13 protein-coding genes are annotated in these 24,446 nt (G+C 70.6%); 12 read left to right on the top strand and 1 reads right to left on the bottom strand.

Features of this window, described 5'->3' with window-relative positions; all coding sequences use genetic code 11:
* Positions 1-23: 23 nt before the first annotated feature.
* The 9 genes from BLR21_RS06570 to BLR21_RS06530 all read left to right on the top strand — a co-directional run bounded on the left by BLR21_RS06570 (position 24) and on the right by BLR21_RS06530 (position 21,109).
* A complete protein-coding gene (locus BLR21_RS06570; protein ID WP_176929506.1) occupies positions 24-11,810 on the top strand; it encodes a non-ribosomal peptide synthetase in 11,787 nt (3,928 codons plus the stop codon).
* Between the two features lie 13 nt (positions 11,811-11,823).
* Positions 11,824-12,834 (top strand): guanitoxin biosynthesis L-enduracididine beta-hydroxylase GntD, encoded by a 1,011-nt coding sequence (gene gntD, locus BLR21_RS06565; protein ID WP_218130775.1) that lies wholly within the window; start codon positions 11,824-11,826, stop codon positions 12,832-12,834.
* A 14-nt stretch (positions 12,835-12,848) separates the two neighbouring features.
* A complete protein-coding gene (locus BLR21_RS06560; protein WP_090004782.1) occupies positions 12,849-14,699 on the top strand; it encodes an ABC transporter ATP-binding protein in 1,851 nt (616 codons plus the stop codon).
* Positions 14,692-16,476: an ABC transporter ATP-binding protein gene (locus tag BLR21_RS06555; RefSeq protein ID WP_090004781.1), complete on the top strand. Its 1,785-nt coding sequence runs from the start codon at positions 14,692-14,694 to the stop codon at positions 16,474-16,476. The genes BLR21_RS06560 and BLR21_RS06555 overlap by 8 nt, the downstream gene beginning before the upstream one ends.
* A 14-nt stretch (positions 16,477-16,490) precedes the next feature.
* On the top strand, positions 16,491-17,609 hold the full coding sequence (vioD, locus tag BLR21_RS06550) for a capreomycidine synthase (RefSeq protein ID WP_090004780.1): 1,119 nt from the start codon (positions 16,491-16,493) through the stop codon (positions 17,607-17,609).
* Entirely contained in the window at positions 17,596-18,624 is a 1,029-nt protein-coding gene (gene gntD / locus BLR21_RS06545; RefSeq protein WP_090004779.1) for a guanitoxin biosynthesis L-enduracididine beta-hydroxylase GntD, read from the top strand. Before vioD ends, gntD (BLR21_RS06545) begins: the two co-directional genes overlap by 14 nt.
* Before the next feature lie 13 nt (positions 18,625-18,637).
* Positions 18,638-18,868 carry an MbtH family protein gene (locus BLR21_RS06540; protein ID WP_030475860.1) on the top strand — a complete coding sequence of 77 codons (231 nt, stop codon included), beginning with the start codon at positions 18,638-18,640 and terminating at the stop codon, positions 18,866-18,868.
* A 263-nt stretch (positions 18,869-19,131) separates the two neighbouring features.
* Complete coding sequence (locus tag BLR21_RS06535; protein ID WP_090004778.1) at positions 19,132-20,457, top strand: TrkH family potassium uptake protein; 1,326 nt, start codon at positions 19,132-19,134, stop codon at positions 20,455-20,457.
* Positions 20,447-21,109: a potassium channel family protein gene (locus BLR21_RS06530; protein WP_090004777.1), complete on the top strand. Its 663-nt coding sequence runs from the start codon at positions 20,447-20,449 to the stop codon at positions 21,107-21,109. The genes BLR21_RS06535 and BLR21_RS06530 overlap by 11 nt, the downstream gene beginning before the upstream one ends.
* 21 nt (positions 21,110-21,130) lie before the next feature.
* Here BLR21_RS06530 and BLR21_RS06525 read toward each other — a convergent pair whose 3' ends face one another.
* Positions 21,131-21,847 (bottom strand): SDR family oxidoreductase, encoded by a 717-nt coding sequence (locus tag BLR21_RS06525; RefSeq protein ID WP_420843855.1) that lies wholly within the window; start codon positions 21,845-21,847, stop codon positions 21,131-21,133.
* A gap of 89 nt (positions 21,848-21,936) precedes the next feature.
* On the opposite strand from BLR21_RS06525, the gene BLR21_RS06520 reads away from it, so the two are divergent.
* From BLR21_RS06520 to epsC, 3 genes are all read left to right on the top strand, one after another.
* Entirely contained in the window at positions 21,937-22,782 is an 846-nt protein-coding gene (locus BLR21_RS06520; RefSeq protein ID WP_090004775.1) for a LysR family transcriptional regulator, read from the top strand.
* Between the two features lie 110 nt (positions 22,783-22,892).
* Positions 22,893-23,801 carry a DMT family transporter gene (locus BLR21_RS06515; protein ID WP_090004774.1) on the top strand — a complete coding sequence of 303 codons (909 nt, stop codon included), beginning with the start codon at positions 22,893-22,895 and terminating at the stop codon, positions 23,799-23,801.
* Positions 23,798-24,439, top strand: coding sequence for a serine O-acetyltransferase EpsC (gene epsC / locus BLR21_RS06510; RefSeq protein ID WP_256334506.1), 642 nt, complete (start codon positions 23,798-23,800; stop codon positions 24,437-24,439). Before BLR21_RS06515 ends, epsC begins: the two co-directional genes overlap by 4 nt.
* Positions 24,440-24,446 lie beyond the last annotated feature (7 nt).

The raw sequence follows: 24,446 nt of genomic DNA, 5'->3' as shown, positions 1-24,446 counted from the left end.
TGACGTCAGGGGAGGGCTTATCTGTGATCGAAGATATGTATCCGTTGGCGCCAGTTCAGCAGGGCATGCTGTTCCACGTCCTGGAGGCGCAATCGGACAAGGGCGTCTACTGGGCGCAGGGGCTCTACGAGTTCGACGGCGTGCTTGACCTCGACGCCATGCGGCGCTCGTGGGAACTGGTGGTCGCCCGCCACGCCGTGCTGCGCACCGGATTCGTGTGGGAGGGCGTGCCCGAGCCGCTCCAGGTCGTCATGGGTGATCTCCAGGTGCCGTTCCAGGTGCACGACTGGACCGCCGTGACCGACCAGCAGGCCGCGCTCGACGAGCTGCTCGCCCACGACCGCGCCCAGGGCTTCGACCTCACCAAGCCGCCGCTCATGCGCGTGCACGTCATCAACGACGGCACCAGCCACCACCGGATGGTGTGGGCCCTCTACTCCGGGCTGTGCGACGGCTGGAGCGTGCCCGTCGTCCTCGAAGAGGTCGGCGCCACCTACGACGCCCTGTGCCGCGGCACGACCCCCGATCTCGAACCGGTCCGCCCCTACCGCGACTTCATCGCCTGGCTGGGCAAGCGCGACCGCGCGGAGGCGGAAGCCTTCTGGCGCGACTACCTGGCCGGCTTCGACGCCCCGACGGCGTTGCCCGTCGACCGCTCCGTCCGCGACCACTGGGCCCAGGGACGCCGCCGCGCCGAGCTGCCGGAGGACCTGACCACCTCGATCATGGACCTCGCCCGGCGCCGGCGCGTCACGCCGTCCACGGTGATCCAGGCGGCGTGGGCACTGCTGCTGTCCGCCTACTCCGGTGACGACGAGGTCGTCTACGGCCTCACCGTGTCCGGCCGCCCGGCCGACCTGCCCGGTGTCGAGTCCATGGTGGGCGTCTTCATCAACACGCTGCCCGTCCGTGTGCGGGTGTCGTGGGAGCGTTCCTTCGCCGACTGGCTGGGGGAGCTGCAGGCGAACCAGGTCGCGGTCCAGCGCTACGAGTTCACCGCGCTCTCGGACATCAAGCGGTGGTCGGAACTGCCGCGCGGCAGCGGTGTCTTCGACAGCATCGTGGTGTTCGGCAACTACCCGCAGGCGCTGCTGTCCGAAGAGGACGAGGAGAGCGACGGCGACGAGGACCGCTTCGGCGCCCTCGACTCGATCGAGCAGGTCAACTACCCGATCGCGTTCGCGGTCGACCTGGAGGACACGCTCAAGATCGAGGCCGAGTTCTCCACCGGCGCGTTCGACGAGGCCACCGTCGACCGGCTGCTCGACCAGCTGCAGGCTCTGCTGGCCGCCGCGGTCGCCGGTCCTGACCGGCCCGTGCGTGAGATGACGCCGACGCCGGCGACCGGCTGGGGCACGGGCCCCGCGTTCGACGAGCCGTACGCCGGCCTGGCCGAGCGGTTCCGGTCGGCTGTCACCGAGTTCGGCGACCAGGTTGCCGTTCGTGACAGCGAACGTGAGCTGACCTATGCCGAATTGGGTGAGCGGGTGGCGCGGGTCGCGTCGGGCCTGCGCGCCGCCGGTGTCGGTACGGAGACGCGGGTCGGCCTGTGGTTCGAGCGATCGGCTGACCTCGTCGTCGCGATCCTGGCTGTGACGCAGGCCGGCGGAACGTATGTGCCGCTTGATCCCGCGCTGCCGCACGGCCGGCTTCGCGACGTGCAGACCGCCGCCGGCGTCGAGCTGGTGGTGTCCCGTGGCGACTACGCCCTGGACGGTCCGCGCGTCGTCGAGTTCGCCGGCCTGGTGACCGGGGCGGCCGAATGGCCGGAACTCGCCGCCACGCCTGATCGTCTGGTCTACACGATGTTCACGTCAGGCTCGACCGGCGTGCCGAAGGGTGTGGAGGTCACCGAGGAAGGTGTCGTCCGCGTCGTGCTCGACCCCGCGGTGACCGCCGAGCCCGGTGACGTGGTGGCGCACATGGCCGCCGTGTCGTTCGACGCCTCCACCTGGGAGATCTGGACCGCGTTGCTGAGTGGCGCGACGCTCGCCGTGGCCTCCGCGAACCTGGCTGAGCGGCTGGACGTCGCCAAGCTCTTCGCCGAGCACGGCGTCACGTTGTCGTTCATGACCACGGGTCTGTTCCACCAGCTCGCCGACACCGACCCCGGCGTGTTCTCCGGACACCGCAAGGTTCTCGCCGGTGGCGAGGCGATGTCGCCACTCCAGGCGCGCAAGGTGCTCGACGCCAACCCGGCTGTGGCGATCTACAACATGTACGGCCCGACCGAGTCCACTGTGTACGCGTCGTTCCACGACATGCACACCGGACGGCTCGGGCCGTCGTCGGTCCCGATCGGCACCGCGTTGCGGGGTCTGCGTTTCCACGTGCTGGACCGCTGGCTCCAGCCGACGCCGGTCGGCGTACCGGGAGAGCTGTACATCGGCGGAACCGGCCTCGCACGTGGCTATGCGGGCCGCGCGGACCTGGCCGCGGAACGGTTCGTCGCCGACCCGTACGTGCCCGGTGCGCGGATGTACCGCACCGGTGACCTGGTGCGGTGGGGTGCCGACGGCGTGGTCGATTTCGTCGGCCGCACTGACAACCAGGTGAAGATCCGCGGCTTCCGGGTCGAGCCGGGCGAGGTCGAGCACGTGCTCGTCGGTCACCCGGACGTCGCCAACGCCGCCGTGATCGTCAACGACAAGCGCCTGATCGCCTATGTCGTGAGCACCGCCGAGCAGGCAGACCTCCGGCGCTTCCTCGCCGAACGTCTGCCGGAGTTCCTGGTGCCGTCGGCGATCGTGCTGCTCGACGAGTTGCCGTTGAACACCAACGGAAAGCTCGACGTGCGCGCGCTGCCCGACCCCGGCGCACCCGAGAGCACCACCGCGTACGAACCGCCCAGCACCGATGCCGAACGCACGCTCGCCGAGGTGTGGTCGCAGGTCCTCGGCGTCGAACGGGTCGGCGTCCACGACAACTTCTTCGAACTGGGCGGCGACTCGATCGTCAGCCTCCAGATCGTCTCGCGCTCCCGTGCCGCCGGGCTGCGGCTGGAGATCGCCGACCTCTTCACGCACCAGACCGTCCACGAGCTCGCCGCCCGCGTCGGCACGTCCGAGCCCAGCTCCGTCGACCAGGGCACCGTCAGCGGACCGGTGGCCTTTACGCCCATCCAGAGCTGGTTCCTGCGCGAGAACCTGCCGCAACGCGACCACTTCAACTGGTCCGGCATGTTCGAGCTGGCACCGGGAACCGACGCGGACACGATGGCGGCCGCGCTCGGCACGGTCGTCGCCCACCACGACGCCCTGCGGCTGCGCCTGAACGGCGACACCCAGGAGAACGCGCCTGCCGAGACCGCCGACCTCGTGACCGTGCTCAGGACGGACCTCGACGGCCCGGCGTTGGACGAGGCCGTCACCGCGGCCATGACCACCGCGCAGACGTCGCTGAGCCTCACCGACGGGCCGCTGCTGCGTGCCGTGTACGTGGATCGCGGCGACAAGCCCGCGTGGTTCGGCCTTACCGTGCACCACTACGTCGTGGACGCGGTCTCCTGGAACGTCCTGCTGGAAGACCTCGACACCGCGTACTCCGCCGGCGTGCTCGCGCCGAAGACGACGTCGTACCAGGACTGGGCCGCCGCACTGGAGGCGTTCGACCCGCGCGACGAGCTGCCCTGGTGGCGTGAGGTCGTCCGGACGACGACGCCGGTGCCCACCGACCTCGACGGCCCCAACACCGAGGACTCGACCGAGTCCGTTCGCGTCACCCTCGACGCGGAGATCACGAAGGGGCTGCTCACCCAGGCCCACCGCGCCTACCGCACCCAGGGCCACGAACTGCTCTTGGCCGCACTGCTCCAGGTCCTTGGACGGTGGACCGGCACCGGCGCCGCCGCCATCGACCTGGAGAGCCACGGCCGCGAGGCGATCACCGACGGCATCGACCTCAGCCGCACCGTCGGCTGGTTCACCGCGATCCACCCCGTCGGGCTGCACCACACCGATCTCGGGGACGTCGCCGGTGTCATCAAGGCGGTCAAGGAACAGCTGCGCGCCGTGCCGCGCCGCGGTGTCGGCTACACCGTCCTGCGTGAGCGCGACGAGCAGCTCCGCGACGCCCTGGCGCGCCCGGTCGTCTTCAACTACCTCGGTGGTGTCGACGCGGCCGAGGACGACGCCGTGGGCCTGTTCGCCCGCGAGCTCTCCGAGGACCTGTGCGGTCCCGCCGAGGGCGACGGCGGCCTGCGCTCGCACGTGCTCGGCGTCGAGGTCGTCCAGGCCGCCGACGGCACCCTGTCCGTGGAGCTGCAGTACAGCACCAACCTGCACGAGCGGTCGACGATCGAACGGCTCGCCGAGGCCTACCTGGCCGCGCTGGCCGGCATCGTCGACCACTGCCGGTCCGGCGCGCACGGCCTGACGCCGTCCGACGTTGCGCTTGCGGCCCTCGACCAGTCCTCTTTGGACGCTCTGGTCGCGCGCACGCCCGGACTGACCGACGCCTACCCGTTGTCGCCGTTGCAGCAGGGCATGCTCTTCCACGCCGTCGAGTCACCGGACAGCGGCGTCTACTGGACGCAGGACGTGCGGGAGCTGACCGGCGACCTCGACGTCGACGCCATGCGCGCGGCCTGGCAGCTCGTGCTCGACCGGCACCCCGCGCTGCGCACCGGCTTCGTCTGGTCGGGTGTGCGCGAACCGCTCCAGGTCGTCGTGGGCGACGTCGAGGTGCCGTTCGAGGTGCACGACTGGTCTGGCGTCACCGATCCCGACGCCGCTGTCGAGCAGTTGCTCGCCGACGACCGCGCTCGCGGGTGCGACCTCGCCACCGCGCCACTGCTGCGCGTGCACGTCGCCAGCGGTCGCGGCCGCCACTGGATCCTGCTGGCGTTCCACCACCTCTACGCGGACGGCTGGAGCATCCCGCTGCTGTGGGACGAGGTCACCGCCGCCTACCAGGGCGAGTCGCTGCCGCCGGTGCGGCCGTACCGGGACTTCATCGCGTGGCTGGCACAGCGCGACTCCGCCGAGGCCGAGGAGTTCTGGCGCGAGTACCTCGCCGGGTTCGACTCGGCGACGCCGTTGCCGGTCGACCGGGTGGTGCGTGAGCACTGGTCCCAGGACCGGCGCGAACTGGCGCTGCCCCGCGACGTCACGACGGCACTCGTCGCCCTGGCCCGCGACCGGCGCGTCACCCTGTCGACGGTCGTGCAGGCGGCGTGGGCCGTGCTGCTGTCGGCCTACTCGGGCGAGGACGACGTCGTGTTCGGCCTCACCGTGTCCGGGCGTCCGGCCGACCTGGCCGGGGTGGAGTCGATCGTCGGCCTGTTCATCAACACCCTGCCCGTGCGGGTGAAGGTGGCGTGGGAGCGGTCATTCGCGGACTGGCTCGGCGAACTGCAGGAGAACCAGGTCGCCGTGCAGCGGCACGAACACACGCCGCTCGCCGACATCCAGCGCGTGGCCACCGGTGGCCTGTTCGACAGCATGCTCGTCTTCGGCAACTACCCGCAGGGCGAAGCGCCGGAAGAGGGCGAGGAGGACCCCGAGGAGCTGTTCGCCTCGACCGACTCGGTCGAGCAGATGCACTACCCGATGATCCTCGCCGTCGACCTCGAGGCGACCCTGAAGGTCGAGGCCAACTTCTCGACCGGCGCCTTCGACCCGTCCACTGTGGAGCGTCTGCTCGGTCAGCTGGCCGAGGTGCTCACCGCGGCCGCCCGGCAGCCTGCCGCCGCCGTGCGCGAGGTGACTCCCGCGCCCGTCACCGGGTGGGGCCTGGGGCCTGTGGTGGACGAGCCCTTCGTCGGGCTGGCCGAGCGGTTCCGTCTTGCTGTCGCCCGCTTCGCCGACGAGGTGGCTGTTCGTGACGGTGACCGTGAGCTGACCTATGCCGAACTGGGCGAGCGGGTGGCTCGGGTCGCGTCGGGTCTGCGCGCCGCCGGTGTTGGTGCGGAAACGCGGGTCGGACTGTGGTTCGAACGGTCCGCGGATCTCGTCGTCGCGATCCTCGGTGTGGTGCAGGCGGGTGGCACGTATGTGCCGCTTGATCCCGCGTTGCCGCATGGCCGGTTGCGTGACGTGCAGACCGCCGCCGGCGTCGAACTTGTGGTGTCCCGTGGCGACTACGCCCTGGACGCTCCGTGCCTCGACCTGGCGGATCTCGACGGCGAACCTGGCGACCTGCTGGAGTCGTTGCCGGAGCGGCTCGTCTACACGATGTTCACGTCGGGCTCGACCGGTGTGCCCAAGGGTGTCGAGGTCACCGAGGAAGGTGTCGTCCGCGTTGTGCTCGACCCAGCGGTCGCCGCTCGCCCCGGCGATGTCGTGGCGCACATGGCCGCGGTGTCGTTCGACGCCTCCACCTGGGAGATCTGGACGGCGTTGCTGAGCGGTGCGACGCTCGCCGTGGCTCCCGCGAACCTGGCCGAACGACTGGACGTCGCCACGTTCTACCCGGCGCACGGCGTCACGTTGTCGTTCATGACCACCGGTCTGTTCCACCAGCTGGCGGACACCGACCCCGGTGTGTTCTCGGGGCACCGCAAGGTTCTTGCCGGTGGCGAGGGCATGTCTCCGGTCCAGGCGCGCAAGGTCCTCGACGCGAACCCGGCCGTGGCGATCTACAACATGTACGGCCCGACCGAGTCCACTGTGTACGCGTCGTTCCACGACATGCACACCGGACGGCTGGGCCCGGCCACCGTGCCCATCGGCGACGCCCTGCGCGGCTTGCGCTTCTCGGTGCTCGACCGCTGGCTCCAGCCGACGCCGGTCGGCGTGCCGGGGGAGCTGTACATCGGTGGCACCGGTCTGGCGCGCGGCTACGCGGGCCGGGCGGACTTGGCCGCCGAGCGGTTCGTTCCCGACCCACACGTGCCCGGCGCGCGGATGTACCGCACCGGTGACCTGGTGCGGTGGGGTGCCGACGGCGCGGTCGACTTCGTCGGTCGCACCGACGACCAGGTCAAGATCCGCGGGTTCCGGGTGGAACCGGGCGAGGTCGAGCACGTGCTCGCCGGCCACCCGGACGTCGCCAACGCCGCCGTGGTCGTTCGTGAGCTGCCGCAAGGAAAGCGGCTCGTCGCCTACGTCGTGGGCACCGCCGAACCGGCGGACCTGCGCGCGTTCCTCGGCGAACGGCTGCCCGAGTTCCTGGTGCCGTCGGCGATCATGCCGCTCGACGAGTTGCCGTTGAACAGCAACGGAAAGCTCGACAAGCGCGCTCTGCCGCTGCCCGAGGCGCCGGACTCCGCGAGCCACGAGGCGCCCAGCACCGACGTCGAACGCGCGCTCGCCGCCGTGTGGTCGGAAGTGCTCGGCGTCGAACGCGTCGGCGTCCACGACAACTACTTCGAACTGGGTGGCGACTCGATCGTCAGCCTCAAGATCGTCGCCAGGGCTCGGGAGGCGGGCCTGGAGCTGAAGATCGCCGACATCTTCACGCACCAGACCATCCAGCAGATCGCCGCCCACACGGGCGTCGCCACCACTACGTCCGTCACCGCGAAGCCGCTGGCCGACCTGGAGCCCCTGCGGGCACGGGTGCCGGACCTGGTCGACGCGTACCCGTTGTCTCCCATGCAGCAGGGCATGCTCTTCCACGTCCTCGAAGCGCCCGCCGACACCGCCGTGTACTGGGCGCAGGACGTGCGCGAACTGCGCGGTCCGCTCGACGTGGACGCCTTGAGGGAAGCCTGGCGCACCGTCGTCGGCCGCCATCCCGCGTTGCGCAGCGCGTTCGTGTGGGAGGGCGTCGACGAACCGCTGCAGGTGGTCATCGGCGGGGTCGACGTGCCGTTCGAGGTGCTCGACTGGACCTCCGTCGCCGACCCTGCCGCCGCGCTGGACGACCTGCTCGACGCCGACCAGCGGCGCGGGTTCGACGTCACCACGGCGCCGTTGCTGCGGGTGTACGTGGCCGACCGGGGCGACCGCCAGTGGGTCGTGTTCACGTTCCACCACCTGTACCTCGACGGCTGGAGCATCCCGCTGGTCTGGGACGAGGTGTTCGCGGCCTACCGGGGACAGTCCCTGCCGCCGGTGCGGCCCTACCGCGACTACATCGCGTGGCTTCAGGAACAGCCCTCCGCCGACGACTTCTGGCGCGAGTACCTCGACGGCTTCACCTCGCCCACGACACTGCCGGTCGACCGCACCACCCGTGTTCACTGGGAGCAGGGCAGGCGCCACCGCGAACTGCCCGAGAGCGTGGCTCTCGCACTGGAAGGGCTGGCACGGCGTGAGCGCGTCACGATCAGCGCCGTCGTGCAGGCCGCGTGGGCGTTGCTGCTGGCCTCGCACAGCGGTGACGATGACGTCGTCTTCGGCCTCACCGTGTCGGGACGCCCTGCCGCGCTGGCCGGTGTCGAGTCCATCGTCGGCCTGTTCATCAACACGCTGCCCGTGCGGGTCAAGGTCCCTGGCGACCGCACCCCGTTCGACCAGTGGCTGCGGACCGTCCAGGACGGCCAGGTCGCCGCACAGCGGTTCGAGCACTCGCCGCTGGTCGACATCCAGCGGGTGGCCGGTGTGCCGAGGCTGTTCGAGAGCATCGTCGCGGTCCAGAACCTGCCCGGCGGGTTCGACGACGGCGATGACGGTGACGACGCGGACGAGTTCGACTCACCCGCGTTGCTGGAGCAGGGGCGCTACCCGCTGAAGCTCGTCGTCGACGTCGACGGCCAGCTGGCACTGCTGTGCGAGTACTCCACCGGCGCGTTCGACGACGCCACCGTGGAGGCACTGCTGGACCAGCTTGAACGCATCCTCACCACGGTCGCCGCGCTGCCCGGCACGTCCGTGCGGGAGATCGCCCTGCTCGACGCCGCCCAGCGCGCCGAGGTGCTCGGGTGGAGCTCGTCGGAGTCCCGCGAGATGCCGGCGGCCCACCTGGCCGAACTGTTCGGCCGTCAGGTCGTGGCACACCCGGACCGTCCCGCACTGCGCGGCGGCACCGAGCTCACCTACGCGCAGCTCGACCGCAGGGCCTCGGGTGTGGCCGAATGGTTGCGCGCCAACGGTGTCGGCAAGGGCACCAGGGTAGGACTCCACCTGGACCGCGGCGCCGAGCTGATCATCGCCATGCTCGGCGTGATCGGCGCGGGCGGCAGCTACGTCCCGCTGGACCCCGCCCAGGGCACCGCCCGGCTCGCCCAGATGATCGGCACGGCCGGAGTCGGACTCGTTGTCACGGCAGGGGAGTGGCCTCTCGACATCCCTCGGGTGCGCGTGCTCGACGCGAGCGTGCTCGACCTGCCCGAGGCCAGGGGATCACTGCCCGTCGCCGGCGGGCCGGGCAGCGAGCTGTACGTGCTGTTCACGTCAGGTTCGACGGGCGTGCCCAAGGGCGTGTCGCTGACCCACGAGGGCGTGGCCAGGGTCTGCACCGACCCCGCCGTGCGCGTCGAGCCCGGCGACGTCGTCTCGCACCTCGCCGGCATCGGCTTCGACACCGGCGCGTTCGAGATCTGGCTGGCACTGCTCAACGGCGCCACCCTCGTCGTCGGCCCCGCGGACCTCGCCGAACGGATGGACGTCGGCAAGTTCCTGCGAGAGCACGGAATCACCGCCTCCCTGCTCACCACCGGCCTCTTCCACCAGCTGGTCGAGACCTCGCCCGACGTCCTCGACGGCCTGCGCCTGCTCGTGGTCGGCGGCGACGCCCTGCAGGCCCAGCACGCCCGCACGGCCCGCGAACGCCGTCCGGACCTGCGCATCGTGAACGCCTACGGGCCCACCGAGACCACCATGACGTGCACGATCCACACGCTCGACGACATCGGCGCGCAGGTGCCCATCGGCACGCCGTTCGCGGGCATGCGGGCCTACGTCCTCGACCCGTGGCTGCAGATCGTGCCGGCGGGCGTGGCGGGCGAGCTGTTCGTCGGCGGCCCCGGTGTGGCCCGTGGTTACGTCGGCCGCGCCGATCTCACGGCGGAACGGTTCGTCCCCGACCCCACCGGATCCGGGGAACGCCTGTACCGCACCGGTGACCGCGCTCGCTGGCGGTCCGACGGCACGCTGGAGTTCCTCGGCAGGGCCGACGAGCAGGTCAAGATCCGGGGCTTCCGGGTCGAGCCCGGCGAGGTCGAGGCACTGCTGGGCACGCACGAGGACGTGCGGGCCGCGGCTGTCGTGGCCACGTCGTCCGGCACTGGGAAGCGCCTGGTGGCCTACGTGGTCACGAGCACCGGCACGGACGAACTGCGCACGTTCCTGCGCGAGCGGCTGCCCGACTACCTGGTGCCCTCGGCGTTCGTCGAACTCGACGCCCTTCCCCTGACGCCCAACGGCAAGCTCGACCGCCGAGCCCTGCCGGAACCGGCGGCGCCGGAGTCGGACGGCGCGTACGTCGCCCCGCGCACCGACGCGGAACGGGCGCTGGCGGGCATCTGGACGAAGCTGCTGGGTGCTGACCGAGTCGGCGTGCATGACAACTTCTTCGACCTGGGCGGCGATTCGATCGCCTGCCTCCAGGTGGTGGCACGGGCGCGTGCCGCAGGCCTCGGCCTCGCGGTCGCCGACCTGTTCACCCACCAGACGGTCGCCGAACTGGCCGCCGTGACCACCGCCCCGGTGCTGGTCGAGGAGGGCCCGGTCACCGGACCGGTGCCGCTGACGCCCATCCAGCGGTGGTTCACCAAGGCCACCATCGACGACCGGAACCACTGGAACTGGTCGGGGCTCTTCGAACTCGCGCCGGACGTCGACGCCGGCAGGCTTTCCGCCGCGCTCGACACCCTGGTCACCCATCACGACGCCCTGCGCACCCGCCTGCACCACGGGCCCGACGGCTGGCATCAGCACGTCGCCGAGCCGGGCGAGGCCGCGGCGTTCACGGTCGTCCAGGGCGATGTCCAGGAGCACATGGACGCGCTGCAACGTTCGCTGAACCTCGCGAACGGTCCGCTGGTGGCCGCGGTTCTGTTCGATCGCGGCGACGAACCGTCGTGGCTTGGCCTCGTCGTGCACCACCTGGTGGTCGACGGCGTCTCCTGGAACATCCTGCTGGAGGACCTCGACGCGGCCTACCAGGGCGAACCCCTCGGGGCGAAGACGACGTCGTTCCGGCGGTGGGCCGAGTCCGTCACGGCCTTCGCGGACAGCACCGAGGTCCGCGACGAGCTGCCGTACTGGTTGGAGCAGGCGGAGACCGCGTTCACGCTGCCGGTCGACGCCACCGGCGCCAACACCGAGGACTCCGCCGCCGTCGAAGAGGTCACCGTCGGCGCCGCGGGGCTGCCGAACGCGAAGGTCCTCGACGTGGTCCTGGCCGCACTCCTGCAGACGCTGGGGGAGTGGGCCGGCACCGACACCGTCGTCGTCGACCTCGAACACCACGGCCGCGAAAGCCTGGCACCGGGCACGGACCTGTCCCGCACGGTCGGCTGGTTCACCTCGGTGCACCCGCTGGTGCTCCGGCACGACGACCTGGGCGACGCGACCGGAGTCGTCGCCGCGGTGAGCGAAAGCCTGAAAGCCGTGCCACGGCACGGAGTCGGCTACGGCGCGCTGCGCCACCTGACGGCCGACGACGCGGAGGTGCTTCGCCTTCGTGCCGCACCGGACCGTCAGATCAACATCAACTTCACGGGCGGAATGGACTCCGTGAACGACGACGAGGTCAGGGGCCTCATCGTCGACGAACTACCCGGTGACCTGTGCGGCGAGAGCACCAGCGGCGGGCTGCGTCCGTACGCGCTGCACCTCGAGATCGAGCGCACCGACGAGGGAGAGCTCCTCGTCGAATGGCACCACAGCACCAACCTGCACCGCACCGAGACCGTGCGACGGGTCGCGTCCCGCTTCCGGGAGGCCGCAGAGGCCCTGATCGCACACCTGAACCGGAATTAGGGGGAGCAGTCCTTTGTCCACACCCAAGCGGATCTACGTCCTGTCGGCCGACGAAGCCGCCGAGGCCGAGAACCTGACACTGCGCATCGCCAAGGAGTACTCGGGCCCGGCGGACGAGCAGCTGCTGCGCGACCTGCCGTTGCTCGCCGCCGAGCTGCCCGTGGGCCAGCGCCGCTTCATGCGTGACTTCGCGCTGGAGGACGAGCTGGGCTACGCCGTGGTCCGCGGTCACAACATCGACGACGCGCGCATCGGCCCGACGCCGCAGCATTGGCGCGGCCGGCCGACGCCGACGCCGGAGTTCGCCGAGGAGATCCTCCTGCTGCTGCACGGCTCCCTGCTCGGTGAGCCGTTCGGCTGGAAGACCCAGCAGGACGCCCGGCTCGTGCACGACATCTTCCCCATCCAGGGTTTCGAGACCGAGCAGATGGGGATCGGCAGCACCGACACGCTCACGCTGCACACCGAGGACGCGTTCCACCCGTGGCGCGCGGACTACCTGCTGCTGGAGTGCCTGCGCAACCCCGACAAGGTCGCCACGATCGTCTCCGAGCCCGACCTGCGGTCGCTCGACCCGAAGCACCTCGAGCTGCTGCACGAGCCGAACTTCCTGATCCGGCCGGACGACTCGCACCTGGCGAAGCACAACGAGACCAAGGGCGTCGACGCCGAGTTCTCGGAGATCGACCAGATGAAGGCCGACGACAACCGTGTCGCCGTCCTTTATGGATCGCGCGAGCACCCGTACATCCGCATTGACCCGTACTTCATGGAGACGCCCAAGGACCCCGCCGCACGCGAGGCCCTGCAGGCGGTCAGCGACCTCCTGGAGGCGTCCTGCCTGGACGTCGCACTGGTGCCGGGTGACGTCCTCATCATCAACAACCACCGCCTCGCGCACGGCCGGCAGGCGTTCCAGGCCCGCTACGACGGCACGGACCGCTGGCTCAAGCGGGTCAGCATCACCACCGACCTGCGCAAGTCCCACGAGCGGCGCGCCTCGGCGACCGCACGCCTGATCTGACGGATACGGAAGTCATGCCGAACCCGCTCCACAACCTCCCGCCCACCGCCAAGGGCATCCTCGCCGTCCTCCGGGTCCTGCCACGGGTCAGCCGGCCGCGCACGGTGCTCCTGGCGGGCGGCGTGGTGGTGGGCGCGGTCCTGCCCATCGGGATCGCCGTCCTCACCGGTCTGCTGATCGGTGCCATTCCCGCCGCCGCGCGCGACGGCGCGGACTCGGCCGCCGCCGGCCGGGTGGGCACCCTGCTGGTCGCGGTCGCGATCACGATCCTCGTCGAGCGCCTGACGTCCCCGCTGCTGCGGGCCGCGGTGTCCACGCTCGGCCGCGACCTCGACCGGTACCTGCAGGAGATCGTGCTCACGGCGCTGGGCAAGCCCAGGGGCATCGCTCACCTCGAGGACTCCGACGTGCTCGACGAGGTCCGCATCGTGCGGGGCCTCGGCATGAGCGCGCACCGGCCGGGCCAGACCGTCGAGGCCCTGCCAGAGGTGCTCACGTCGTGGCTGCGGGCCATCGGCTCGGCGGCCGTGCTCACCTGGTTCCACTGGTGGCTCGGCCTGGCGTGGCTGGTGATCTGGCCGATCATCGTCTACCGGATGCAGCGCGACTACCTGCGGGTCGGCGAGGAGGGGTTCGGGCAGAGCGCCCAGCTCCGCCAGGCCGAGTACGCCAGGGACCTCGCGCTCGATCCGGGCCCCGCCAAGGAGGTGCGCCTCTGGGGCGCCCTCGACTGGCTCGTCACGCGGTTCGACACGTTGTGGCAGGCGGGGATCGGCCCGATCCGCAGGGCGCGCCGCCCCCGGCCCGGCATGGTGCTCGGCTCCGCGTCCGCGATCCTGGTCATCAACGTGCTCTCGTACGGCCTGCTGGCCTACGCGGCGGTGCAGGGCAACCTGACGCTCGCCGCCCTCGCCGTGTTCGTGGAGGCACTGGCCAACGCCAACGAGTACGCCGTCGGCGACGAGCACCTGTACCTGTCGAACGCCGCCGTCACGGTGCCGAAGCTCCTCTCGCTGGAGAAGCGGCTCGCCGACGGTGCGCCACCGCAGTCCGGACTCCCGGTCGGTGCGGAGGTTCCGTCGCAGGAGATCCGCTACGAAGGGGTGTCGTTCCGATATCCCAGCGGCGAACGCGATGTCCTAAGAGGACTGGACCTGGTCATTCCCGCGGGGCAGTCGCTGGCGATCGTCGGTGACAACGGCGCGGGCAAGACCTCGCTCGTGAAGCTGCTCGCCGGTTTCTACGAACCCACCGGCGGCAAGATCAGCGTCGACGGTGCGGACCTCGCCGGCCTCGATCCCGAGGAGTGGCGCAGGCGGGTGGCGGTGCTGTTCCAGGACTTCACCCGCTACCACCTGCCGGTGCGCGACAACATCGGGCTCGGTGCCGTCGAGCACGCGGGCGACGAGGACATGCTGCGCCGCGCCGCCGAACGGGCCGGGATCGGCGACCTGATCGAGTCGTTGCCGAACGGCTGGGACACGGTCCTGTCGCAGACCTACTCCGACGGCGTAGACCTCTCCGGCGGTCAGTGGCAGCGCGTCGCACTCGCCCGCGCGATGTTCGCCGTCGAGGCCGGCGCCAAGGTCCTCGTGCTCGACGAGCCCGCGGCGGCACTCGACGTGCGGGCGGAAGCCGAGCTGTACGAACGGTTCCTGGACCTCACCCAGGGGCTCACCACGATCATCATCTCGCACCGCTTCTCCACCGTGCGGCGCGCGGACCGGATCGTGGTCGTGTCCGACGGCCGCGTCATCGAGGCCGGCGGCCACGACGAGCTGATCGATCGCGACGGCCGCTACGCCCACCTGTTCCGCCTGCAGGCGGAGCGCTTCCAGCCGACGGGAGGAGGCACCGATGCGTGACACCTGGCGGGCTTTCCTCACCACCATCAGCTTCGGGTTCCGCGCGGCGCGCTGGCACGCGGTCTTCCAGATCCTTACCGAGATCGCGCTCGCGCTCACCGGACCCCTCATCGCCTACAGCGCCGGCGTTCTCGTCGACGCCGCCAGCGATCGTGATCTGGACCGGGCGCTCACCGCCGGGTTCGGCATCGCCGCCGCCACCGGGCTGCTCATCGTGGCCCAGTACTACAACGCCCACTGCGTGTTCGCGGTGCTGGAACGCACCCAGGCGTTGTCCGACCGGACGCTGATGCGCCTGCTCGGCGGGATCGGCAGCCTTGCCCCGCACGAGAACCCGAAGTACCTCGACCAGATCCAGCTTCTGCGCGAGGAGCGCGAGAGCCTCGCCGAGATGACCAACGCGACGGCCGGTCTGATCAGCGCGTTCGTCGGCTTCGGCGCGACGGCGCTGCTGCTCGCCGACGTCCACCCCGCGCTCATCTCGCTGGCACTGCTGGCGTTCATCTCGCTGTGGATCACCAGCCGGGCCAACGACCTCGCGGTCGACGCCCAGGAGGACACCGGCGAACCCGAGCGGCTGCGCCGCCACCTGTTCGACATCGGCACGACCGCCGGTGCGGGCAAGGAGCTGCGCGTCTTCGGGCTCACCCGCGAACTGGTCCGCCGCCACCACGCGGTCTCCGACGAGGTGCTCGACACCCGTAACCGCGCGGCCTGGCGCGGTGCCGTGCTCAAGAGCATCGACGCGGTGATCAACGCGGCGGGGTTCTTCGGCGCCATCGCACTGGTGGTCTGGCTCGCGATCGAGGGCAGGGCCACCCCCGGCGACGTCGTCATGGTCGTCGCGCTCACCATCGAGATGGCCGCGGTCGTCGCCTCTTCCGTGGGCTACAGCGGCGACTTCCTGTGGTGCCTCAAGCAGGCCCGGCGCTACGTCTGGCTCGAGCGGTTCGCCGAGACCTCCGTCAAGCGCACCGACGAGCCGGTCCAGCCGCCCGCCTCGCTCAGCCACGGCATCGACCTCGTCGACGTCACCTACCGCTACCCGGCCAGCGAACGGACCGTCCTCGACGGCGTGTCCCTGCACCTGCCGGCCGGGTCCGTGGTCGCGCTGGTCGGCGAGAACGGTGCGGGCAAGTCGACGCTCGTGAAACTGCTGTGCGACTTCTACGAACCGGACAGCGGCGAGATCCAGGTCGACGGCGTCGACCTGCGCCGCATTCCCAGTGCCGACTGGCGGACCCGGCTCACCGGCGCGTTCCAGGACTTCGTGGAGCTGCAGTTCGCGGCCCGCGAAACCGTGGGCGTGGCGGACATCGGCCGGATCAACGACGACACCGCGCTGCACGGGGCTCTCGACCGGGCCGGGGCGAGGTCCGTTGTGGACGGTCTGCCGCGCGGCCTCGACACCCAGCTCGGCCGGTCGTGGGAGGGCGGCGTCGAGCTGTCCGGAGGGCAGTGGCAGAAGCTGGCACTCGGCCGCGGACTGCTGCGCACCGACCCGTTGCTCGCGGTCTTCGACGAGCCCACCGCCGCGCTCGATCCGCAGACCGAGCACGCGCTGTTCGAGCGCTTCGCCCAGGCCGCCCGGGAAGGGAAGCAACGCGGAACGGTGACTCTCCTTGTGTCGCACCGCTTCTCGACCGTGCGCATGGCCGACCTGATCGTCGTCCTCGACGGCGGCCGCATCCGCGAGATCGGCAGTCACGAGCACCTCATGGCCCACCCCGACCTCTACGCCGAGCTGTACGACCTGCAGTCCTCGGCCTACCGCTGAAAGGAGTCGCCCTTATGAAGTTCGAACCAGCGCCGCTCGAGGACTGGATGCGCCTGTACTACTTCGCGGTCGACGACGACATCGGCAGCAGCGGGGTCGAGGACTACTCACTCGCGGAGCTGCGCGCGTTGCTCGGCATCGGGAGCGACGAGCTCGACGCCGTCGTGTTCCGCGACAGCACGTCGTTCGGCAGCGAGGAAGTACGCACCGCCATCGCCGCGCAGTGGGGGACCGGTGACCCCGACAAGGTCATGGTCACGCACGGCGGCAGCGAGGCGATCTACCTCGTGCTCAGCACGTTGCTCGAACCGACCGACGCCATCGTCGTCACCGAGCCGACCTATCACACGCACACGTCGATCGCCCGGTCCATGGGCTGCGATCTGCGCGTGTGGCCGTTGCGCCCGGAGAACGGCTTCCGCCCCGACCTGGACGACCTGCGTGCGGTGATCGACGGCGCCAAGGCCGTCGTCGTGAACTTCCCGCACAACCCGACCGGCGCGTCGCTCACCCCGGAGCAGCGCGACGAGTTCGTCGCCATCTGCGCGGAGGCGGGCGCGTACCTGGTGTGGGACCAGGCTTTCCGCGAGATGGTCATCGAGGGCGAGCCGCTCGTGGACCCCGTGCACGACTACGACAAGGCCATCTCCATCGGCACCCTGTCGAAGGGCTACGGCCTGCCGGGTCTGCGCGTTGGCTGGGCGATCGGGCCCGAGGACGTCCTGCGCGGCACCCTCGACCTGCGCGACCGCATGACGTTGCACCTCTCGCCGCTGGTCGAGCTGCTCGCCACCCGCGTCGCCCGGCACGCCGACCTCCTGGTGGGGCCGCGGATGGAGCAGGCGCGCCGCAACCTGGGGCTGCTGCGCCAGTGGGCCGCCGACCACCCCGACCTGATCGACGTGCCGGAACCGATGGGCAGCGCCAGCACGTTCCCGCAACTGCTCGGCCACACCGACACCACCGGGTTCTGCCACGACCTGGCCAGGGAGCACCGCACGCTCCTCGTCCCGGGGTCGTGCTTCGGGGACCCGACCCGTGTCCGGCTGGGCTACGGCGGCCCCACCGCCTCGTTCACCCGAGGCCTCGAAACGCTCGCACTCGCAGGGGAGAAGGCCCGTGTTCAGAATTGACCTGTCCGAATCCGACATCGCCGAGGCCGGCGCCCTCGTGGCCGCGCTGGCCGAGCGCTACCGCACGGTCGAGGACCCCGCGTTCGTGCGCGAGGCCACGATCATCGCCCACGAACTGCCGCGCGCCCTGCGTGCAGGCCTGCTGGAGTTCCGCCTCACCGAGCCCCACCCGCTGTGCGTCATCGGCGGCTACCCGATCGACGACGACCGCATCGGCCTCACCCCGGGGCACTGGAAGGACTGCGGCGGCGAGGGCAGGCCGACCCTGGCGGAGGACCTGTTCTTCTACCTCTGCGCGTCACTGCTCGGCGACCCGATCGCCTGGTCCACCCAGCAGGACGGCCGGCTGCTGCACGACGTGTTCCCCATCAAGGAACACCAGTTCGAGCAGCTCGGCTCGGGCAGCGAGGAGCTGCTCACGTGGCACATCGAGGACGCGTTCCACCCGATGCGCACGGACTACGTGGGCCTCATGTGCCTGCGCAACCCCGACGGCGTCAACACCACGTACGGCTCGCTGGAAGGCATCGACCTGCCCGCCGACGTGGTCGAGGTGCTGCGCCAGGAGCGTTTCCCGATCCGCCCGGACCGCTCGCACCTCGCCGCCAACCGCCAGAACGACGGCGACGAGCAGCTGCGCCGCCTGCGCGACCGCAGCTACGAGTGGATCTCCGGCCTGGACGCGAACCCGGAACCCATCGCGGTGCTGTTCGGCCCGCAGGAGAACCCGTACCTGCGCCTCGACCCGTACTTCATGGAGGTCCCGGCCTCCGACCCCGAGGCGGCCGCCGCGCTGGACACGATCGTCAAGGCGATCGACGCGAACATCGCGGGCTACGCCTTGAAGCCCGGAGAGGTCCTTTTTCTGGACAACTACCGCGGCACGCACGGCCGTGAGCCGTTCACGGCCCGTTTCGACGGCACCGACCGTTGGTTGACCCGCTTGAACGTCGCCCGCGACCTCCGCAAGTCGCGTGCCCACCGCCGCAGTGCCGACGACCGCACCATCTACTAGTCAGGAATCTCCCATGCGCACAAGCCCTTTTGACGATGAGGACGGCCGCTTCTTCGTGGTCGTGAACGACGAGGGCCAGCACGCCCTCTGGCCGGCCACGCTGGCCGCCGTGCCCGACGGCTGGACCGTCGCCCACGGCGAGGACACCCGCCAGGCCTGCCTCGACTACGTGAACCAGAACTGGACGGACATGCGCCCGCGCAGCGTCCGGGACCAGCTGGACCGGCAGGCCGCCGGGAGGTGACGGGACGGCGCAGCCCCGCCGGATCCCGGTGAGGCTGCGCCTGGCGTGGTTGGACGCGTGTCGGGGTTGCGTCTGGCGTGGCTGGACGCGTGCCGGGGGCTGCACCTGACGTGGTTGGACGCGTGCCGGGGTTGTGTCTGGCGTGGTTGGACGCGTGCCGCCTGACGTGGTTGAACGCGCGCCGGGGCTGCGCCCGCATGTCCGGCGCGGCATGCCGGGGGCGTGTTCCGACGTGTCCGGGTAGGACGTTCTAGGCTGTCGCGGTGATCACCGGGTGGCGGCACCCCGCCCGCCTCGTCGTACTCGCCTTCCTGGCGGCCACCGTGGCCGGCACGCTGCTGCTGATGCTGCCGGTCTCGGCGGAGTCGGGGCAGGCCACCGGCTTCATGCCGGCGCTGTTCACCGCGGCGTCCGGCATCAGCGGCACGGGGCTCGCCGTGGTCGACACCGGGTCGCACTGGTCGGTGTTCGGTGAGGTCCTGCTGCTGGTGCTGTGGCAGGTCGGCGGCTTGGGCATCATGACGCTCGCGTCGGTGCTGGCGTTGCTGGTCTCGCACCGGCTGAACCTGCGGATGCAGCTGACCGTGAAGGCCGAGACCAACACGCTGAACCTCGGCCAGGTCCGCAGGGTCGTGGCGGGCGTGGTCACGATCAGCCTGGTGGTGGAGGCGATCGGCGCGCTCGTGCTGGCGCTGCGGTTCTGGCTCGGCTACGGCGAGCCGTTCGGGCAGGCCCTGTACTCCGGGGTCTTCCACTCGATCTCGGCGTTCAACAGCGTCGGCCTGGCGCTCTACCCCGACAACCTCATGCGGTACGCGACCGATCCGTGGGTGTGCCTGCCGATCGTGGCGCTCGCGGTGACGGGCGGGTTCGGCTTTCCCGTGCTGTTCGAGTTCCTGCGCCGGCGCCGCAGGCGGTGGTCGCTGCACACCAAGATCACCGTGCCCGTGTACCTGGGCATGATGGCGTTCGGCACCCTGGTCGTGCTCGGCGTCGAATGGACTCGCGCGGGCACGCTCGGGCCGTACGGCGTCGGCGACAAGCTGCTGATCGGACTGTTCCACGGCGTCATGCCCGGCACGGCCGGGTTCAACACCGTCGAGGTGAGCCAGCTGCAACCCGCCACGTTGCTCGTGTACGACGTGCTGATGTTCGTCGGCGGCGGCAGCGCGGGGACCACGGGCGGCATCAAGGTCACGACGTTCGCACTGCTGGCGTTCGTGCTGCTGGCGGAGGTCCGCGCCGAGCCCAGCGTGCACGTCATGGGCCGCCGGCTGAGCGCGGAGGTGCAGCGCCAGGCGGTCACGGTCGCGCTGCTGGGCGTGGGCGTGGTGATGGCCGCGACGCTCGCCCTGCTCGCCACCACCTCGTTCCGCCTGGACGCCGTGCTGGTCGAGGCCACGTCGGCGTTCGGCGGCGTCGGCATGTCCACCGGCATCACCCCCCAGCTGCCCGTCGCCGCGCAGCTCGTCATCATCGTGCTGATGTTCATCGGCAGGGTCGGGCCGATCACCCTGGTCTCCGCCCTGGCGCTGCGGGAACGCCGCCGGCGCTACGAACTACCCGAGGAGCGACCCATTGTCGGATAAGCAGGAATTCCGCGTCGTCGTGCTCGGACTGGGCCGCTTCGGCACCTCGGTCGCGCTCGAACTGGTCGCGCTGGGCACCGAGGTCATGGTGATCGACTCGGACCCGAAGCTGATCCAGCGCCACGCCGACGACGTGACCCACGCGGTCGTCGCCGACACCACCGACGCCGAGGTCATGCGCCAGCTGGGAGTCGACGAGTTCCAGCGCGCGGTCGTCGGCATCGGCACCAACCTCGAAGCCAGCATCCTGACCACCGCCGTGCTGGTCGACCTCGGCGTCCCCGACATCTTCGCCAAGGCCATCAGCCGGGAACACGGCCGCATCCTCGAACGCATCGGCGCCCACCACGTCGTGCTGCCCGAACACGAGATGGGCGAACGCGTCGCGCACGTCGTGGCCGGCCGCGTCCTCGACTACATCGAGATCGAGGACGACTACGCGATGATCAAGGCCCGGCCGCCGCAGGAGGCGATCGGCAAGCCGCTCGGCACGAGCAAGCTGCGGGCCAAGTACGGGGTGACGGTGGTAGGGGTGAAGCGTCCGGCCGAGGGTTTCACCTACGCCACCGCGGAGACCGTGATCGAGAGCGGTGACGTGCTGATCATCGCCGGGAAGGTCGCCGACGTGGAGCGGCTCGCGAACCGGACGTGACCGGCTCGTCGTGACGGGAGATCACCAGGGAATGACGCCGTCGTCGTCGAAGAAGCCGCCGCGTGGCCCGTCGTCCGGCAGTGTGGCGAGCCGGACGGCGATCGCGGCACCCTGCTCCGCCGTGCGCGGCGAGGCGAAGCCGGTGAAGTCGGTGGCGACGTAGCCCGGGCAGGCGGCGTTCACGATGACGTTCGTGTCCGCGAGTTCGCGGGCGTACTGCGCGGTGATGCTGTTGAGCAACGACTTCGACGGCGCGTAGGCGGCCAGCAGCGGCCCGGTCCGCAACGCGAGCGAACCCATGTTGCTCGACATGTTGACGATGCGCGGTGATTCCGCTTCGCGCAGCAGCGGCAACATCGCGTTCGTCACGCGCACGACGCCGAACACGTTGGTGTCCATGACGGTGCGGACGACCTCAAGGTCCAATGTGGACGGAGTTTGGACGCCGCCGCCGGTGCGCCCGGCGATGCCCGCGTTGTTGACGAGCACGTCGAGCCGGCCCGTCGTCTGCTCGATGGTCTTCGCCGCGGCGGCGACGCTGTCGCCGGAGGTGACGTCGAGCGCGACCCCGAACGCGTCGATGCCGTTGGCGCGCAGGCGTTCGACGGCATCCGCCCGCCGGACGTCGTCCCGTGCCCCCACCGCCACCGTGAAGCCGATCGCCCCGAGGCCCTGGGCGATGGCGAAACCGATTCCCTTGTTCGCACCGGTGATCAGCGCGGTCTTCTCGTTGCTCACGTGATCCATGCTCGGTGCAGAGGGCGCCGGCTGTCCAAGATCGAGTCAGTACCCTGTGATACTCCACGGGTATCAGTAGCCTGACGTGCGTGCATGACCTCGAAACCCGCGAACTCCGCTACTACGTCGCAGTCGCCGAGGAGCTGCACTTCGGCCGCGCCGCCGAACGGCTCGGGATCGCCCAGCCGCCGCTGTCCCGCGCGATCCGGCAGCTGGAGCACCGGCTCGGCGTCCAGCTCCTCGACCGCGACCGCCGGGGCGTGGCACTCACCGACGCCGGCCGGGTGCTGCTGCACGAGGCACGCCCGGCGCTCGCCGCCGTCGCGGCCGCCGCGCGCCGCACGCGCCGCGCGGGAGACCCCCGCCGGCCACTGGTGCTCGTGACCAAGGCGGGAGCGTCCCACGCACTGCTGCAACGGCTGCTCGGCGCGGTCGAGGCCGAGACGCCGGTCGAGGTGCTGCTGTGCGAGGTCGGCGAGCAGGCGGGGCTGCTGCGCGACGGGAGTGCCGACGTGGCGCTCATGCACCGGCCGTTCGACGACCTCGCCGGGTTCGACACCGAGGACCTGCTGACGGAGGGCCAGGTCGCGATCCTTCCCGCAGCCCACCCCCTCGCGGCACGTGACCAGCTCACGTTCGCCGAGGTCCGCGACGTGCCCGGCCTGCCGATCGCCCGGTGGCCGCGGCTGGACGGGTCCTATCCGGACGGACCGGGTCCGGAGGTGCGCACGCAGTCGAAGCTCGCTCAGCTCGTGGCACTCGGCAGGACGTTGCTCGTCATCCCCGCCTCCAGCCGCGCCTGGCAGTGGCCGGAGCACGTCGCCGTGCCCGTCGTCGACGCTCCCGACGTCACCACGGTGCTCGCGTGGCAGCCGGGCACCCGGTCGCAGGCGGTCGCGTCGCTCGTCCGCACGGCGGCGGCGCTCCGGCCGTGACGGTCACTCGAAGGCACCTTGCCCCGCGTGCGGCTCGCTCTAGTACGCCCCGAGCCCCCTCTGCTGAAGTATCCAAACGACTACTGACTGATGATCCGAATCGAGAAGCAATGGACAAGGCATCCGTCGCGCGCTTCCTGCTGCTGGCGCTGCTGTGGGGAAGCAGCTTCACGTTCATCAAGGTGTCCCTGGAAGGTTTGACACCGGGACAGCTCGTGCTGGCCAGACTCGTCCTGGGCGCGGCCGTGCTCCTCTCGATCGCGGCCGTCCGCAAGGTCGCCCTCCCGAGGTCCGTCCAGGTCTGGGGCCACATCGCGGCCGCCGGCCTGTTCGGCAACGTGATCCCGTTCCTGTTGTTGTCCTACGGCGAGAAGACCACCGGCGCCGGCATCGCGGGCGTCCTGATCGGCGCCACCCCGCTGCTGACGCTGGCGCTCGCCACGGCCGCGTTGCCGACCGAGCGGGCGACCTCGCGCAAGGCCGTCGGGCTGGCGCTGGGGTTCGTCGGCGTGGTGCTGCTGATCGGCCCGTGGCACGAGTCGCTGGGCTCGCTCAGCGGGCGGCTGGCCTGCTTCGGCGCGGCCGTCAGCTACGCGATCGGCTTCGTGTACGTGCGGAAGTACCTCTCGCCGCTCGGCCTGGCCCCGTTGTCGCTGGCCGCGTCGCAGCTCGTGTCGGCGGCCGTGCTGCAGGCGGTCGTCACGCCGTTCCTGGCCTGGCGGACGCCCGACTTCACCGGGCCGGTGACGCTGAGCATCGTGCTGCTCGGGTTGTTCAGCACCGGTTTGGCCTACGTGCTCTACTTCCGCCTCATCGGAGACGTCGGTGCCACGACGGCATCCGCGGTGAACTACGTCGTGCCGGTGTTCGCGGTGCTCGTCAGCGTGGTGTTCCTCGGTGAGCACGTGACGTGGAACCTCCTGGCCGGTGGCCTGGTCGTGCTCGTCGGCGTGGCCTACGCGGAGAACAGGATGGGGCAGCTCCGCAAGGACAAGGACACCGCGGGAGCGGTCCGGTGACCGCGAGGGCGCTGCTCCGCGTGATCACCGCCGACCTGGACATGGTCATGGACCGCGACCCGTCGATCCTGTCGCGCAGCGAGGCGTTGCTGCACCCGACGGTCATCGCGATCTGGGGACATCGCGTGTCGCACTGGTTGCACCTGCGGGGACATCGGCGCGGCGCCCGGCTGGTCATGGTCGTCGCGAGGCTGCTGACCGGGGGGATCGAGATCCACCCCGGCGCGACGATCGGCCGTGGTTTCTTCATCGACCACGGCGCGGGCGTGGTGATCGGCGAGACCGTCGTCATCGGCGACGACGTCACGATCTTCCACCAGGTGACGCTCGGCGCGGTCGGGTGGTGGCACGACAACCAGCGGCCCGAGGGCTCGCGGCGGCACCCGAAGCTCGGCGACCGGGTCGTCGTCGGGGCCAACGCGACGATCCTCGGCCCGGTCACCATCGGCCACGACTCCGTGGTGGGTGCCCAGGCGCTCGTCATCCGTGACGTGCCGGCGGACAGCCGTGTCCTGGCACCGTTCTCCATCCCGAACCTGAGGTCGAGCCGCAGTGTCGCGAAGGCGGCCAGGCCTCGCCAGTCCGTCGTGGTCGCGGGACAGAAGCACAAGGGTGCGGCCGTGTTCCCCAGCTGGTGACACCGAA

Source organism: Lentzea albidocapillata subsp. violacea, assembly GCF_900100275.1.
Lineage (GTDB): Bacteria > Actinomycetota > Actinomycetes > Mycobacteriales > Pseudonocardiaceae > Lentzea > Lentzea violacea.
This window is presented reverse-complemented; position numbering and strand designations above follow the sequence as displayed.